The organism is Mycobacterium kiyosense (assembly GCA_021654635.1).
GTDB classification, from domain to species: domain Bacteria; phylum Actinomycetota; class Actinomycetes; order Mycobacteriales; family Mycobacteriaceae; genus Mycobacterium; species Mycobacterium kiyosense.
In genome coordinates this window covers 768,922-782,618 of record AP025179.1, presented here as the reverse complement: position 1 = coordinate 782,618, position 13,697 = coordinate 768,922, and the positions used below count along the sequence as shown (strand labels likewise).

Sequence of the window (13,697 nt, the reverse complement as noted above, 5' to 3'; positions counted from 1 at the left end):
ACACCCCCTGCGACCACTATGCAGCAACGAAGTGGCCACGGCAGCGACATCCTGCTCAAACCTCCAGTTCGGCGACCAACGCGTCGACCACCGCGCGCAGGTCGCCGTCGTGCTCTTCGGCCACCCGGCGCTGCCGTTGGTAGGAAGCACCCAGGCGCGGGATGTCGGCGACGGCGGCCAGTTCGTCGGTGCAGTGCAATGCGCGGGCGACCGGTTCGAGCCGGTTGAGCACGTCGTCGAGATCCTCGGTGACCAACCGCTCGTTGCTGTCGGCGTCCAGGATGATCACCGCGTCCAAGCCGTAGCGGGCCGCCCGCCATTTGTTCTCCTGGACGTGCCACGGGGGCATGGTCGGCAACGACTCGTCGGCTTCCAGCCGGCGGTCCAGGTCGACGATCAGGCAATGCGTCAGCGCCACCAGGGCGCCCAGCTCGCGCAGATTGGACACGCCGTCGCAGATGCGCACCTCGATGGTGCCCAGGTGCGGGGAAGGCCGGATGTCCCAACGGACTTCGTCGACGTGGTCGATGATGCCGGTTTTCTTCTGGTCGTAGACGAATCCTTCGAATTCCGACCATTTCTGGAACTGGAACGGCAATCCGGCGGTGGGTAGTTGCTGAAACATCATGGCCCGGTTGCTCGCGTATCCGGTGTCCACGCCGGCCCACCAGGGCGACGACGCCGACAGCGCGAGCAGGTGGGGATATTGGTTGAGCAACGACGTCATGATCGGCATCACCTTGTTGGGCGAGGAGATCCCGACGTGCACGTGCACACCCCAGATCAGCATCTGCCGGCCCCACCACTGAGTGCGTTTGATCAGCTCGGCGTAGCGCGGCGCGTCGGTGAGTTTCTGGCTGGACCACTGCGCGAAGGGATGGGTGCCGGCGCAGAACAGCTCCATGCCCCGGTCGCGGACGATGCGTCGAGCCGGGGCCAGGGTGTCGCGCAGATCCTGCATCGCCTCAGCCGCGTTCACGCAGATCCCGCTGACGATCTCGACGGTGTTGCGCAGCAATTCCTTGTGCACGCGGGGGTTTTCACCGATTTCGGCGATCACCGCGGTCGCTTCGTTGCTCAGGTCGCGGGTCTGCGCGTCGACCAGCGCGAACTCCCATTCCACGCCCACGGTGGGCCGCGCCGAGCGGGCGAAGTCGATGCGACTGGCGGCCCGGCTGGGTGGCAGGCTGGCCGGGCCGTTACCCGGACCCGATGACACCGCAGGCCACCCGCTTGCCGGCGTCACCGGTTGTCATCGTGGTCTCGTCCGGGCCGGGCACGCCGTTGACCTGGTAGCGGTCCGGGATGTTCATGAAGTTGTCCGGGCCTTCGTGGATGATGATCGCAGTCTTGGCGCCCGAGATCAGGTCGTCCATGGTGAAGCCGTCCGTGGTGGTGACCAGCATCGCCGCGCCGTTCTTGCGGACCTGCAGCGAGGTCAGGTCCCCGCTGGAGTGGCCGCTGGACCCGGGAGCCTGGAAATGCCCACCGGCGGAAAGGAAGTCACCCGTCGGACCGCCGTTGGGGGCCACCGAATTGGGCTCACACTTGCCGACTTTGTGGATGTGCATGCCGTGGAAGCCGGGGGCGAGCCCGCTGCCGCTGTTGGCGGTGACCGTCACGGTGGCGTAGCCGTTGGCGAACTCGAATTTGGCCGTCGCGACCTCGTTGCCGCCGGGGCCTTTCAGCACGGTGGTCAGCGTCTGCCCGGCCGGGGGCGCCTCCTGGGTGCTGGGCGCCGCCTCGGCGTGACCGGAGGTGGACGGGCCGGGCGACCCCGTCCAGACCGTCGGGTTGGTACCGGGTGTCGTCGACGCCTGTTGAGGCGACGAACACGCGCTCAACAGCGCGACGCTGGCGGCCGCGGACAGGGCGGCGGTGACGGCTGCAACTTTGGGAGCGGCGGGCTTAGGCATAGCGGAGAGCCTAGCGTGACGACGATGCGGGTCGAAACGATGACCCGCTGAGGAGTCGCGCAATCGACCCAGCGTGACGACGATGCGGGTCGAAACGATGACCCGCTGAGGAGTCGCGCAATCGACCCAGCGTGACGACGATGCGGGTTCAGCCTCAACCCATTACCAAAACGATGACGCCCGGCGGCTGGTCGGCGAGGGCGGGGATGCGCTTCTCGACGGGAGCTCCCAGCTTCTTGCCCACCGCTTCGGCCGTGGCTTTCTCGCTGTCTTCGCCGTAGTAGACGGTGGTGGCCGAGACGTCGGAGACCGAAAGGTTGGTCACGTCGGTGACTTTGAACCCGGCGGCCTTCAGTTCGTCGGCCGTGGACTTGGCAATGCCCTCTTTCGACGAGATGTTGTACACCCGCACCTCGGCGTCTGCCGCGGGCTTGGCGCTGGTCGAGGTGGGCGAGGCGGAGCTGGACGCGGTGCTAACCGACGACGAGTCCTCGTCCGCCTTTCCGGAGGACCCCAGCGCCTGCCAGCCGAGCAGCAGAAAGATGACGCCCAGGAACAGCAGCACCATCACCATGGCCCGCAGGGGAAGGCCCGAAGAGTCGGGTACGCGCTCGTTCATCGAAGCCACTGTAACCAGCGGATGGCCGGAACCTGCAAAGCCGCGTGAGCCGTCAGGTCACCTCGAAGCCGAGGCGCCGTGCGGCGCGGGCCTTTTGGCGGCTGGCGCGCAGCCGCCGCAGTCGTTTCACCAGCATCGGGTCGGCGGCCAGCGCTTCGGGCCGGTCGACGAGTGCGTTCAACACCTGGTAGTAGCGGGTTGCCGACATGGAGAACAACTCTTTGATGGCGTCTTCCTTGACCCCGGCGAACTTCCACCACTGCCGCTCGAAGGCCAGAATGTCGTGCTCGCGACGGGTCAGCCCTTCGGGAATTTCCGAGTCGTCGCCCGCTCGCTCTGCCCGCGCCATGGCGCTGTCCATATTGCTTCCCCTGGACCCTTCCGGCGAATGTCGATTACTCGTGGTACTTGACCTATATACGGGCATTGTCGTGCGCGAATATTGAACCACGCCGCAATGTGTTGCGCCGGAAAGCAGACCCGCGCGTCGGCCGAATTGTCGTCGAGTTGCCGTGCCTCGACGCTGGTCACACGGCGTGACGAAGGTGACACCCGGCCGGGCCGTAAGCTAGCCGACCATGGCAGTCGTACCCATCCGCATCGTGGGAGATCCCGTCCTGCACACTGCGACGACGCCGGTGCCCGTCGGAGCCGACGGATCGCTGCCTGCCGAGTTGCCGGAATTGATCAAGACCATGTTCGACACGATGGACGCCGCCCACGGCGTCGGCCTGGCCGCCAACCAGATCGGCCACAGTCTGCGCCTGTTCGTCTACGACTGCGCCGACGACCGGGGACTCACCGACCATCGTCGCGGGGTGGTGATCAACCCGGTGCTGGAAACCTCCGAAATCCCCGAGACCATGCCGGCGGCGGGCCACGAAGATGACGAAGGCTGCCTCTCGGTGCCGGGTGAGTCGTTCCCGACCGGCCGCGCGGACTGGGCCCGGGTCACCGGGCTCGACGCCGACGGCAAACCGGTCAGCATCGAGGGCACCGGTCTGTTCGCGCGCATGCTGCAGCACGAGACGGGGCATCTCGACGGATTCCTGTATGTGGATTGCCTGATCGGCCGGCACGCCCGGGCCGCCAAGCGTGCGATCAAGGCGCACGGCTGGGGTGTCCCCGGGTTGTCGTGGCTGCCCGGCGAGGGGCCCGACCCGTTCGGTCACTGATGGCGTCGTGGCCGGAACTCGGGACCCGCATCGCGCTGCGCTACCGCCGGTCACCCGGATCGGTTCCGCCGTTGACCGACGCGATCGGGCGCCTGTTGGCCTTCGACCCGACGGTGCGGTTGCAAACCAAGTCGGGCGCGATCGTCGAGGTCTCGCCCGCCGACGTGGTGTCGTTGCGCGTGCTGACCGACGCGCCGGTGCGCACCGCGGACATCCGGGCACTCGAGCGCGCCGACGCCGCGGCGCGGGCGGGCGCCGAGGAAATCTGGCTGGACGGCTGGCTGTTGCGCGCGGCCGGCGGCGTCGACCTTGCTACCAATTCAGCTGTGCCGCTGGATATTTCGGCAAACATCGGCGCGCTGCCCGCGATCGTCGACTGGTTTGCGAGCCGTGGGCTGACGCCGCGCCTGGCGCTGCCCGACCGGCTGCTGGACCCGCCGCCGGGCTGGGTACTCGAACACACCGAACGGTTCTTGCTGCGCGAGGCGGCATCCGGCGAATTCCTGGTCGTGCCCGACGACGCGTCGCCGCCCGTGCCCGGTGGCTATTGGCTGCATCATCGCCGTCGATACTTCGCGCCACCCGGTGGTCCACCCACAAGCCCACCCGCAAGTAGATAGGAGGAGCCGTGCCCCACGACACGCTGCGACTGGCCACCTGGAACGTCAACTCGATCCGTTCCCGGCTGGACCGCGTCTTGAGCTGGCTGGAGCGCGCCGAGGTCGATGTGCTGGCCATGCAGGAGACCAAGTGCTCGGACGCGCAGTTCCCCGCGCTGCCGTTCTACGAACTCGGCTACGAGGTCGCCCACGTCGGCTTCAACCAGTGGAACGGGGTGGCGATCGCCTCCAAAGTCGGACTGCACGACGTGCAGGTCGGTTTCGACGGCCAGCCCAGCTGGAGCAGCAAACCCGACGTCGCCGCCGCGGCCGAGGCCCGCGCCCTGGCTGCCACCTGTGCGGGCGTGCGGGTGTGGAGCCTTTATGTGCCCAACGGCCGGACGCTGGACGACCCGCACTACGCCTATAAGTTGAATTGGCTTGCCGCGCTGCGGGATACGGCTGAATCCTGGCTGCGCGAAGACCCGTCGGCCCCGATCGCACTGGTCGGGGACTGGAACATCGCCCCGACCGACGACGACGTCTGGAGCACCGAGTTCTTCGCAGGTTGCACGCACGTCTCCGAACCGGAACGCAAGGCTTTCGAAGCGATTGTCGAAGCCCAATTCACCGACGTGGTGCGGCCTTTCACTCCTGGGCCGGGCGTCTACACCTACTGGGACTACACCCAGTTGCGGTTCCCGAAGAAGCAGGGCATGCGCATCGACTTCATCCTCGGCTCGCCGGCGCTGGCCGAGAAAGTGGTTCACGCGGAGATCGTCCGGGAGGAACGCAAAGGCAAGGCGCCCAGCGATCACGCACCGGTGCTGGTCGACCTGCGGGCCCCGTGATGCTCCCAAACTTCTGTGAACCACATTGTAATTTCTGGTGAAGTCGGCGGCCGAGGGGTATACAAGCAGGAGAACCGAGGTCAGGGAGTGAACATGGGTGTCGTCGACGGAACGTTTCGCGCTGTGGGGCGCACGGTTAGCCGTGCGGCGTCGGCTACCACGGCGGCCGCCGGTGCGGTCGGCGGAGCGGCGGTCGACGGCATCGTCGGCGGGGTCAAAGGCGCCGCCGAGGGAATCCAGCACGGCATCAGCACCGGCAGCAAGTCGACGCCGGCGGCGGCCCTGACCCTCGGCGCCATCGGCGCGGCGGGGCTGGTCGAGTGGCCCATCCTGCTGGCCGTCGGTGGCGGTGCGCTGTTGCTGCGCCGGATGAACAAGAAGCCCGAGCAGGGTGCCGTGGCCACACCGGCCAAGCTCGCCTCGGTTCCCACCGAGCCGGCCGCCGAGGAAGCGCCAAAGAAGGCGGTGCGCAAGGCCCCCGCGAAGAAGACCGCCGGCCGGCGCGCCGGCGCCAGCGATCTACGCAGCACTAACTAGACAGGCGGCGTTGGTATACGGGTGCGGATCGGCCGGGGAACTCGTCCCGTTGCGCCCGGGTGCCGACCTCGAGCACGCCCACCCGCCACAGCAGCGCATAGAGTTCGGTCAGGGGCCGCCTGAGTAAAACGGCTAATGACGCGGCGAGCGGGTCGAGCCGAGCATCTGTCGTCGTCATATTTCCGACGGTGACCCCATCACCCGGCGTGACGGGAAACCCTTCGTTACTGAAAGGCAAATGATGGCCGAAAAGAAGGCTTCCAGCGGTACCACGCAGCGAGAAGCGGTGCAACACGTCCGGGCCGGCCACACGTTCGCAATCAACCTGCCGGTGGTGGGCAAACTTCAGGTCCCCCACCCCGAGCAGCTGGCGTACTACGCCGGTATCGCCGCGTTGACGGCCTTCGAACTGATCGACTGGCCGGTGGCGCTGGTCATCGCGACCGGACACCTGCTGGCCAGCAACCACCGCAATCAGATTCTCGAGGAAATAGGCGAAGCCCTGGAGGAAGCCGACTAACCGGCGACGGCACGGTCGAACCGCAGTGTCACCCGGGTACCGTTGGCGGTCCGGATCGTGTCGACCTGGTCGGCCAGCCTGCTGATCATGGTGAGGCCACGGCCGCGCCGTCGACTGCGCTGACTGGCGGACGAGTCGCCGGTCCAGCACCCGGAGTCGCTGACGGTGACCGACACCGTTCCGTGCGAATGGAACGCCTCGATCGTCACCGTCAGGCGCGACTCGCAGCGACTGCCGTGTTCGATCGCGTTGGTGACCGCTTCCCCCGTCGCCAACAGGATGTCCTGCTCGCGTTCCGGGTCGACGGTGATCAGCCGCAGCCAATCGCGCAGCGCGCCGCGCCCCACCGGGATGTGGTCCGGTGTGGCGGGCAGCGCCACGGCGAAACTGCGCGCACAGGTGTGGGTGGGCCGCAGCGCGAGTACCACGACGTCGTCGCGGTAGCCACCGGGTGGCTTCATCCGGGCCAGCAGCTCAGCACACACCGATCCCACCGGCAGCCATGCGCACTCGGCCGCCGCGGCACGCAGCCGGTCGAACCCGTAGCTGGGGCTCTCTTCGGCCCGCTCGATCAGTCCGTCGGTATAGAGCAGCACGAGGCTGCCAGGCGGCAGGTACTCCGTCGCGGTCCGCCCGGGCACCGGGTCCGCGCCGCTGGCAATCGGCGGCCGCCGCCCTTCGCTGAGGAAGACCGGATGCTCCTCCGGCGGCACCAGCAGCGGAGGCGGGTGGCCCGCACACGAATAGCTGATGCGGTCCCGCTCACCGGTGCTGTCGACGACGGCGTATGCCAGCGTCGCGCAACGGGCGCCGGCGACGGTGGCCGCGTATTTGTCCAATGCTTCCAGCACAGCGGCCGGGTCGGCCGCGGTCAGCGCGGATACGGTTACTGCGGCACGCAGCCTGCTCATCACGATCGCGGCGGGCAGCCCGTGGCCGTCGACGTCGCCGACCGAGACACCGATCCGGCCGGGCGTCAGCTTGGTCGCCGAATACCAGTTGCCGCCGACCCGGGCGGCGTCGTCGGCCGGTTGGTAGACGGCTGCCACCACGGCGTCCGTCGACCCGTGGTCGAGGTCGAGCAGGTGGTCCTGGAAGTCGGCGGCGATGCGGTGTTCGCGTGCAGTCAGCAGGAGCCGGTTCAGCACCTCCTGGGCGACATCGGCTATCCGGGCGAACATGTCGAGTTCAGCCTCGCTGAACGTACGCGCACTCGACCACAGCAGTAACAGCACGCCGATGACATTTCCGCTGCCGGAGTGCAATGGATGGGCCACGCAGGCACGCACCGAACCCGCCATGTCGCGGACGGCATGGTCGTACCGCGGGGGCAGGTCGAACGTGTCGGGGATGATCATTCGCCGGCCGCTGGTGATCACGTCGACGCCCACCAGCGGACTGTCCAGCCGGGCGACGTGGTACCGGTCCTTGAGCTCGGCAGGGAGCGCGCCGGCGAATTCGAAGCGGACGTGCTCTTCACCGTCGACCATCACGCCGACCGCAGCCGCGGTGGCGCCGCCGCACCCGTGCGGCGAGGCCAGCACGGCGGTCAGGATCCCGGTGACCGAGTCGGCGGCCTGGACCGCGAAGTCGCGCATCGGGAGCTCGGTCATCGTCGCAGGGCGTCGGACAGACTCGGGCTGATGTCGAGGACACGGTCCAGTTCGGTGACCTGGATCGGTTGCAGCACCCGGCTATGGTCGGCGACCACCCGCACCGTGGTGCCGGCAGTCGCACCCGCCTCATGACAGTCCAGGACGGCGTTCAAGCCGGCGCTGCCGAAGAAGTTGACCGCCTGTAAGTCCAGGATCAGCAGCCGCGCTGGGTGGCCGGCGGCCATCCGGAGCGCGGCAGTGCCCGCCTGCCTGAGCTGATCCACCGTGCTGGTGTCGACGTCGCCTCTGACATGCACGATCACCGCCGCCTCACCAGACTCGTGAGCGACTTCCAACAGTTCCATCGCTTTAGCCCACCTCGAGTCGGATCGGCCGGAGGCCTGAGCCACACCAGCCCGAATCCGCTGTCTCTCCCGTCCCAGATTCCGAGCCTAGCCGGTTTCGGTCTCCGCAGGAATGCGCTCGTGCACCGTCAGGAGCAGGTGGTCGAACTGACCCTGCACGGACGCCGACGGGCTCTCCAGCCGGGCGACCTCGGCGAGCAGCTGGGTAGCCAGCCCGCGCAGTTTGGTGTTCGTCTCCTGCGATCGCCACTGCAGCACGCGGAACGCCTGATCAGCACTGACCCGGTAAACGAACATCAGCACGCCCTTGGCCTGCTCGATCACCGCGCGGTTGTCGAAGAGGTCGGGCAGGGCCTCGTCGAGCACCTCCTGACGCGTCTCGTCCAGGGTCTCGGTGAGGTCGATGTAGTGCCCGGCGGTGCCCAACACCGCGCCGGAGTCGTCGACCATGCGATCGGCCACCACGATCGCGTCGTGCACGTTGCCGGCGGTGTCGATGAACCGGTGCCGACTGGAGAACGGCTCGCCCGACCGCAGCGCATAGTCGAGCAGATCCTGCACGTGCGCGCGGTCGTCGGGATGTTTGTGGGACAACAGCAGTTCGGTGGTGGGCTGCACGTCGCCGGGTTCGTAGCCGTGCATCCGGGCCACCTCGTCGGACCACTCCCAATGTTGCCCGACGAACCAGAACCGGAAGCTGCCCACGTTCAGATACGGGCCGGCCCCGGGGGCGAGCACGGGATCGGGGGACTGCTCGCGGCCCCCCGGCGCCGCGGCGTCGTTCTCGGCACGCTGCACGTTTGGCATCATCGCACCCGGCAGTCGGGGCGGCCACCTCGGTGGCCATCCCACGGCTGAGCATCGCGTCCGCTGCCTTCCGACGCCGCGCTGCGCTAGCGTGGAAGACGCCCAACCGAAAATCACACGGGAGCGCACGCCCGGTGCGCTGAGAGGACGGCTCGGGGCCGTCGACCGTACGAACCTGACCGGGTAATGCCGGCGTAGGGAGAACCAAGATGACCGATCTGATTTCGACGACCCCGGAGATGGCCGGCGCCGCAGTGACAACCGGCCCCATAGCGGGCAGCAGAAAGACTTACCGGGAGGTCGAGGGGGTCCCCGGCGCACGGGTGCCGTTCCGTCGGGTACACCTGTCCACCGGGGATCATTTCGACCTCTACGACACCTCCGGGCCGTACACCGACGACAACGCGGTGATCGACCTGAGCGCGGGCCTGCCGCCGCGTCCGGGCGTGGTTCGCGACCGCGGCACTCAGCTGCAGCGTGCCCGTGCCGGGGAGATCACCGCCGAGATGGCCTACATCGCGGTCCGCGAGGGCATGCCCGCGGAATTGGTGCGCGACGAGGTGGCCCGGGGCCGCGCGGTCATCCCGGCCAATCACAACCATCCCGAGAGCGAGCCGATGATCATCGGCAAGGCGTTCGCGGTGAAGGTCAACGCCAACATCGGTAACTCGGCCGTCACGTCCTCGATCGCCGAGGAGGTCGACAAGATGGTGTGGGCCACCCGCTGGGGTGCGGACACCATCATGGACCTGTCCACCGGCAAGAACATCCACGAGACCCGCGAGTGGATCATGCGCAACTCGCCGGTGCCGGTTGGCACGGTGCCGATCTATCAGGCGCTGGAAAAGGTCAAGGGCGACCCGACCCAACTCACCTGGGAGCTGTACCGCGACACCGTAATCGAGCAGTGCGAGCAGGGTGTGGACTACATGACCGTGCACGCCGGGGTGCTGCTGCGGTATGTGCCGCTCACCGCCAAGCGGGTCACCGGCATCGTGTCCCGCGGCGGGTCGATCATGGCCGCCTGGTGCCTGGCGCACCACCGGGAGTCGTTCCTGTACACCAACTTCGAGGAACTCTGCGACATCCTGGCCCGCTACGACGTCACGTTCTCGCTGGGCGACGGCCTGCGGCCGGGTTCCATCGCCGACGCCAACGACGCCGCCCAGTTCGCCGAGTTGCGCACCCTGGGTGAGTTGACCAAGATCGCGAAATCCCATGGCGTGCAGGTGATGATCGAAGGCCCGGGACATGTCCCGATGCACAAGATCGTGGAGAACGTGCGCCTGGAAGAAGAGTGGTGCGAGGAAGCACCCTTCTACACGCTGGGGCCGCTGGCCACTGACATCGCGCCGGCCTACGACCACATCACCTCGGCGATCGGTGCGGCCATCATCGCCCAGGCCGGCACCGCGATGCTGTGCTACGTCACCCCCAAGGAACACCTCGGACTGCCGGACCGCAAGGACGTCAAGGACGGTGTGATCGCCTATAAGATCGCCGCGCATGCGGGTGATCTGGCCAAGGGGCACCCGCACGCCCAGGAGCGTGACAATGCTTTGAGCACCGCGCGTTTCGAGTTCCGGTGGAACGACCAGTTCGCACTGTCGCTGGACCCCGACACGGCGCGGGAATACCACGACGAAACGCTGCCGGCCGAGCCCGCCAAGACCGCGCACTTCTGCTCGATGTGCGGGCCGAAGTTCTGCTCGATGCGGATCACCCAGGACGTGCGCGACTTCGCCGCCAAGCACGGGCTGGAAACCGAGGAGGATGTCGAAGCCATGCTGGCCGCGGGCATGGAGGAGAAGTCACGCGAGTTCGCCGATCACGGCAACCGGGTGTATCTCCCGCTCGCTCAGCAGTGACGCTGCCGCTGCCGGCGCCGGGTGCGACGCCGCTGCGGGTGCTGACCGTCGCCGGATCCGACTCCGGCGGCGGCGCGGGCATCCAGGCCGACATGCGCACGATGGCGCTGCTCGGCGTGCACGCCTGCGTCGCCGTCACCGCGGTCACCGTGCAGAACACGTTGGGCGTCAAGAGCTTTCATGAGGTTCCCGACGACGTGGTGGCCGGCCAGATCGAAGCGGTGGTGACGGACATCGGCATTCAGGCCGCCAAGACCGGGATGCTGGCGTCGTCGAACATCATCGCAACGGTGGCGGACACCTGGCGTCGGCTGGGCCTGACGGTGCCGCTGGTGGTCGATCCGGTGTGCGCGTCCATGCACGGCGATCGACTACTGGCCCACGAAGCACTGGATTCGCTTCGCTCCCAACTGTTTCCGTTGGCCACGCTGGTGACACCCAACCTGGACGAGGTGCGACTGTTGGTCGACATCGATGTCGTCGACGACGAATCTCAACGGGCGGCGGCCAAGGCGCTGCATGCGTTGGGCCCGCGGTGGGCGCTGGTCAAGGGCGGGCACCTGCGGAGCTCGCAGTTCAGCTCCGACCTACTGTATGACGGCGCGGATTTCTACGAGTTCCACGAGGCACGAGTAGCCACCGCCTGCGACCACGGCGGTGGTGACACGCTGGCCAGCGCGGTGGCGTGTGCGCTGGCGCACGGCTACACCGTGCCCGACGCCGTCCGGTTCGGGAAGCATTGGGTCACCGAATCTTTGCGCGCCGCCTACCCGCTGGGCCACGGCCACGGCCCGGTCTCGCCGCTGTTTCGGCTCGGGATATGAGTCTCGGGTTATGAATCTCGGGTTATGAATCTCGAAGCCATCGCCGGGATCGCGCACGAACCAGCGGGCACGCCGAAAGGGATCGCCGTGCTCACTCACGGCGCCGGTGGAAACCGGGATGCCAAACTGCTGCAACAGTTTTGCGACGAGTGGGCGCGTCACGGCTGGCTGGCGGTCCGCTACAACCTGCCCTACCGGCGGCGCCGCCCGAAGGGCCCGCCGTCCGGGTCGGCGGCAGCCGACCGAGCCGGCATCGTCGAGGCGATCGAGCTGTGCCGCGGTCTCGCCGCGGGTCCGCTGGTCGCCGGTGGTCATTCCTACGGCGGCCGGCAGACGTCGATGGTGGTCGCGGACGGGGACGCGTCCGTCGACGTGTTGGCGCTGTCGTCCTATCCCCTGCATCCACCCGGCAAGCCCGAACGCGCCCGCACCGAGCACCTGCCGGGCATCACGGTGCCCACCGTGTTCACGCACGGCTCGTCGGACGCCTTCGGCACCCTGTCGGAGTTGCGCGCGGCGGCGGCGCTGATTTCAGCGCCGACCGAGATCGTCGAAATCACCGGCGGACGCCACGACCTGGGCTCGAAGACGCTCGACGTCCCCGCCCTGGCGGTGGCTGCGGCGCTTCGGCTGCTGCCCCGCGACCGGGGTCGACGAGCCTGATCCTGGCGCCCGGGAAAACCTGGCCGAACTTCCATCCCGCCGGAATGTCGATTAACATATTCGGCATTCGAGGGGCGGTCCGATGGTTGGCGGGGCAAGGTGTTGGACACAATTCGCCGGGTGCTGAGTGTTCAGCTCAGTGTGGCCCAGCTCATCGCCGTCGGAATTATCGTCGGGACCCCATACCTGCTGGTGGGAGCGATATGGTCGACGACGCACACCGAACACCTGCACCAGATGCAGGGTGCCGACCTGGCGGTGTCGTTCCTGGGGTCCATCGTCTCGTGGCCCGTGCTGTTGTTCTCCAACGTATGCATGACTTGAGCGTTGAGCAACGAATCGACAATTAACATTCGTCTTGGAGAAGCTGTGAGTCATCGTCAGATCTACGTCGCAATCGTCGGCTTGCTGCTCGCTTTCGTCGGCTTGGCCGCGCTGTGGTTCCCGGTCTACCTGGATCAGTACGACGCCTATGGCATCAAGATCAGCTGCGGGAACGGCATCGGCTTCCAACTCGCCCACATCTCTCACGACGTTAATGCCTCCACTGCCGGATGCGGCAAAGCGCTGCTGATCCGGCGGGCCTGGGCGATCCCGACGGTCGCGCTCGGCTGGCTGCTGCTCACCTGGGCGGCGATCATGTGGGTGCACAACGGCCAGCAGCTCAGCGATGAGCCCGAGCACATGGTGCCCCACCCCGAGATCTATTGACTTACAACGGAAGTGAGATTCAGCCGAGCTGGCCGCTCAACTCTGCTGCCAACGTGATGAACAGCTGAAGATTTGTCACACCGCCGACCACGGCCACGACCGGAAAGCGGTCCCGAACTTTTCGGCGCTGAGCCAGCGGGTGCCGAACTCGAGACGTTCTCCGGCATTGCGAAAGCGAGCTAACCGCCCAGGCGTGGCAAGATCATCGCCGCAGCGGGGGCGCTGTTGTAGTAGTCGTCATCGTGCTGGTGGCGGTGCCGCGATTCCGACTGGTTGAGGGCCACCAATGCGATGGAGAGGATGATCCCGGCGACGAGTGTGACCGCACTGATGACGATCCCGGCTATCGCCAAGCCACGCCCCTGCTGTCCGCTCGTCTTGATCTGACTGAGCCCGAGGAACCCGAAGATCAGTCCCAAGATGGTGGGGATGCCGCAAAGAAAAGGCCCGGCAAGGGCACACACCAGCGCGGCGATGGCCATCCCGTTGGTGCCCTGCTGCACGGGGTAGCCGCCCATCGGCGGCGGATAACCGTACATCGGCGGTGACGGCGGCTCGTAGCCGTACCCGCCTTGCGGTGGCATCGGTTCATACCCATAGCCACCCGGCGGTGGCGGCGGGTAGCCCGGTGGCTGGTCGGTCACAGG

General features: G+C 67.3%; 18 protein-coding genes, 1 pseudogene and 1 riboswitch. Of the genes and pseudogenes, 10 read left to right on the top strand and 9 right to left on the bottom strand.

All coding sequences use genetic code 11. From position 1 onward, the window contains the following. Window positions 1–55: 55 nt before the first annotated feature. From L6444_RS03670 to L6444_RS03655, 4 genes are all read right to left on the bottom strand, one after another. Window positions 56–1,186 (bottom strand): glutamate--cysteine ligase, encoded by a 1,131-nt coding sequence (locus L6444_RS03670; protein WP_236983753.1) that lies wholly within the window; start codon window positions 1,184–1,186, stop codon window positions 56–58. Window positions 1,187–1,199: 13 nt separating this feature from the next. After that, window positions 1,200–1,916 (bottom strand): superoxide dismutase[Cu-Zn], encoded by a 717-nt coding sequence (gene sodC, locus L6444_RS03665; protein WP_236980665.1) that lies wholly within the window; start codon window positions 1,914–1,916, stop codon window positions 1,200–1,202. 154 nt (window positions 1,917–2,070) lie between these two features. Continuing rightward, the gene (locus L6444_RS03660; RefSeq protein WP_236980663.1) at window positions 2,071–2,535 is read right to left on the bottom strand and encodes a LytR C-terminal domain-containing protein; all 465 of its coding nucleotides are present in this window, start codon (window positions 2,533–2,535) and stop codon (window positions 2,071–2,073) included. 52 nt (window positions 2,536–2,587) lie between these two features. Continuing rightward, window positions 2,588–2,896, bottom strand: a complete 309-nt coding sequence (locus L6444_RS03655) for a DUF3263 domain-containing protein (RefSeq protein ID WP_236980661.1) — start codon at window positions 2,894–2,896, stop codon at window positions 2,588–2,590. Between the two features lie 217 nt (window positions 2,897–3,113). On the opposite strand from L6444_RS03655, the gene L6444_RS03650 reads away from it, so the two are divergent. The 4 genes and pseudogenes from L6444_RS03650 (at window position 3,114) to L6444_RS03635 (ending at window position 5,697) form a co-directional block, all read left to right on the top strand. Further along, a complete protein-coding gene (locus L6444_RS03650; protein ID WP_236980659.1) occupies window positions 3,114–3,710 on the top strand; it encodes a peptide deformylase in 597 nt (198 codons plus the stop codon). After that, window positions 3,710–4,264: pseudogene (locus L6444_RS03645) on the top strand (GNAT family N-acetyltransferase, cg3035/Rv0428c family); the annotation flags it as partial. The gene L6444_RS03650 and the pseudogene L6444_RS03645, both read left to right, overlap by 1 nt. A gap of 89 nt (window positions 4,265–4,353) precedes the next feature. After that, window positions 4,354–5,160 (top strand): exodeoxyribonuclease III, encoded by an 807-nt coding sequence (locus L6444_RS03640; RefSeq protein ID WP_236983751.1) that lies wholly within the window; start codon window positions 4,354–4,356, stop codon window positions 5,158–5,160. 93 nt (window positions 5,161–5,253) lie between these two features. Next, window positions 5,254–5,697 (top strand): hypothetical protein, encoded by a 444-nt coding sequence (locus tag L6444_RS03635; protein WP_236980655.1) that lies wholly within the window; start codon window positions 5,254–5,256, stop codon window positions 5,695–5,697. Here the strand turns inward: L6444_RS03635 and L6444_RS29995 are convergent. Continuing rightward, window positions 5,690–5,875, bottom strand: a complete 186-nt coding sequence (locus L6444_RS29995; RefSeq protein ID WP_238305369.1) for an Rv1535 domain-containing protein — start codon at window positions 5,873–5,875, stop codon at window positions 5,690–5,692. The two genes, L6444_RS03635 and L6444_RS29995, sit on opposite strands and share 8 nt — an antisense overlap. Window positions 5,876–5,935: 60 nt before the next feature. Here L6444_RS29995 and L6444_RS03630 point away from each other — a divergent pair, with 60 nt between their 5' ends. Further along, complete coding sequence (locus tag L6444_RS03630) at window positions 5,936–6,217, top strand: hypothetical protein (protein WP_236980653.1); 282 nt, start codon at window positions 5,936–5,938, stop codon at window positions 6,215–6,217. Here L6444_RS03630 and L6444_RS03625 read toward each other — a convergent pair. From L6444_RS03625 to L6444_RS03615, 3 genes are all read right to left on the bottom strand, one after another. After that, entirely contained in the window at window positions 6,214–7,830 is a 1,617-nt protein-coding gene (locus tag L6444_RS03625; RefSeq protein WP_236980651.1) for an ATP-binding SpoIIE family protein phosphatase, read from the bottom strand. The two genes, L6444_RS03630 and L6444_RS03625, sit on opposite strands and share 4 nt — an antisense overlap. Then, window positions 7,827–8,177 carry an STAS domain-containing protein gene (locus tag L6444_RS03620; RefSeq protein ID WP_236980649.1) on the bottom strand — a complete coding sequence of 117 codons (351 nt, stop codon included), beginning with the start codon at window positions 8,175–8,177 and terminating at the stop codon, window positions 7,827–7,829. Before L6444_RS03620 ends, L6444_RS03625 begins: the two co-directional genes overlap by 4 nt. Window positions 8,178–8,264: 87 nt before the next feature. Further along, window positions 8,265–8,984 carry a PAS and ANTAR domain-containing protein gene (locus L6444_RS03615; protein WP_264960795.1) on the bottom strand — a complete coding sequence of 240 codons (720 nt, stop codon included), beginning with the start codon at window positions 8,982–8,984 and terminating at the stop codon, window positions 8,265–8,267. A 107-nt stretch (window positions 8,985–9,091) separates the two neighbouring features. Next, window positions 9,092–9,202: riboswitch (TPP riboswitch) on the top strand. Between the two features lie 21 nt (window positions 9,203–9,223). Between L6444_RS03615 and thiC the strand changes: the two genes are divergently transcribed. The 5 genes from thiC (at window position 9,224) to L6444_RS03590 (ending at window position 13,050) form a co-directional block, all read left to right on the top strand. Further along, on the top strand, window positions 9,224–10,852 hold the full coding sequence (gene thiC, locus L6444_RS03610) for a phosphomethylpyrimidine synthase ThiC (protein ID WP_370653142.1): 1,629 nt from the start codon (window positions 9,224–9,226) through the stop codon (window positions 10,850–10,852). Then, on the top strand, window positions 10,849–11,676 hold the full coding sequence (thiD, locus tag L6444_RS03605; protein WP_236980645.1) for a bifunctional hydroxymethylpyrimidine kinase/phosphomethylpyrimidine kinase: 828 nt from the start codon (window positions 10,849–10,851) through the stop codon (window positions 11,674–11,676). Before thiC ends, thiD begins: the two co-directional genes overlap by 4 nt. Before the next feature lie 24 nt (window positions 11,677–11,700). Beyond that, window positions 11,701–12,339: an alpha/beta hydrolase family protein gene (locus L6444_RS03600; protein WP_236980643.1), complete on the top strand. Its 639-nt coding sequence runs from the start codon at window positions 11,701–11,703 to the stop codon at window positions 12,337–12,339. 99 nt (window positions 12,340–12,438) lie between these two features. After that, the gene (locus L6444_RS03595; RefSeq protein ID WP_236980641.1) at window positions 12,439–12,663 is read left to right on the top strand and encodes a hypothetical protein; all 225 of its coding nucleotides are present in this window, start codon (window positions 12,439–12,441) and stop codon (window positions 12,661–12,663) included. A 45-nt stretch (window positions 12,664–12,708) separates the two neighbouring features. Further along, the gene (locus L6444_RS03590) at window positions 12,709–13,050 is read left to right on the top strand and encodes a hypothetical protein (protein ID WP_236980639.1); all 342 of its coding nucleotides are present in this window, start codon (window positions 12,709–12,711) and stop codon (window positions 13,048–13,050) included. A 179-nt stretch (window positions 13,051–13,229) separates the two neighbouring features. Here L6444_RS03590 and L6444_RS03585 read toward each other — a convergent pair whose 3' ends face one another. After that, window positions 13,230–13,694, bottom strand: a complete 465-nt coding sequence (locus L6444_RS03585; RefSeq protein ID WP_236980637.1) for a DUF4190 domain-containing protein — start codon at window positions 13,692–13,694, stop codon at window positions 13,230–13,232. Between the last annotated feature and the right edge of the window lie 3 nt (window positions 13,695–13,697).

Coding starts and splice junctions, on each gene's coding strand:
- sodC (WP_236980665.1), bottom strand. CDS start 1,916: ATGCCTAAGCCCGCCGCTCCCAAAGTTGCAGCCGTCACCGCCGCCCTG.
- L6444_RS03660 (WP_236980663.1), bottom strand. CDS start 2,535: ATGAACGAGCGCGTACCCGACTCTTCGGGCCTTCCCCTGCGGGCCATG.
- L6444_RS03655 (WP_236980661.1), bottom strand. CDS start 2,896: ATGGACAGCGCCATGGCGCGGGCAGAGCGAGCGGGCGACGACTCGGAA.
- L6444_RS03650 (WP_236980659.1), top strand. CDS start 3,114: ATGGCAGTCGTACCCATCCGCATCGTGGGAGATCCCGTCCTGCACACT.
- L6444_RS03635 (WP_236980655.1), top strand. CDS start 5,254: ATGGGTGTCGTCGACGGAACGTTTCGCGCTGTGGGGCGCACGGTTAGC.
- L6444_RS29995 (WP_238305369.1), bottom strand. CDS start 5,875: ATGACGACGACAGATGCTCGGCTCGACCCGCTCGCCGCGTCATTAGCC.
- L6444_RS03630 (WP_236980653.1), top strand. CDS start 5,936: ATGATGGCCGAAAAGAAGGCTTCCAGCGGTACCACGCAGCGAGAAGCG.
- L6444_RS03625 (WP_236980651.1), bottom strand. CDS start 7,830: ATGACCGAGCTCCCGATGCGCGACTTCGCGGTCCAGGCCGCCGACTCG.
- L6444_RS03620 (WP_236980649.1), bottom strand. CDS start 8,177: ATGGAACTGTTGGAAGTCGCTCACGAGTCTGGTGAGGCGGCGGTGATC.
- L6444_RS03615 (WP_264960795.1), bottom strand. CDS start 8,984: ATGCCAAACGTGCAGCGTGCCGAGAACGACGCCGCGGCGCCGGGGGGC.
- thiC (WP_370653142.1), top strand. CDS start 9,224: ATGGCCGGCGCCGCAGTGACAACCGGCCCCATAGCGGGCAGCAGAAAG.
- L6444_RS03600 (WP_236980643.1), top strand. CDS start 11,701: ATGAATCTCGAAGCCATCGCCGGGATCGCGCACGAACCAGCGGGCACG.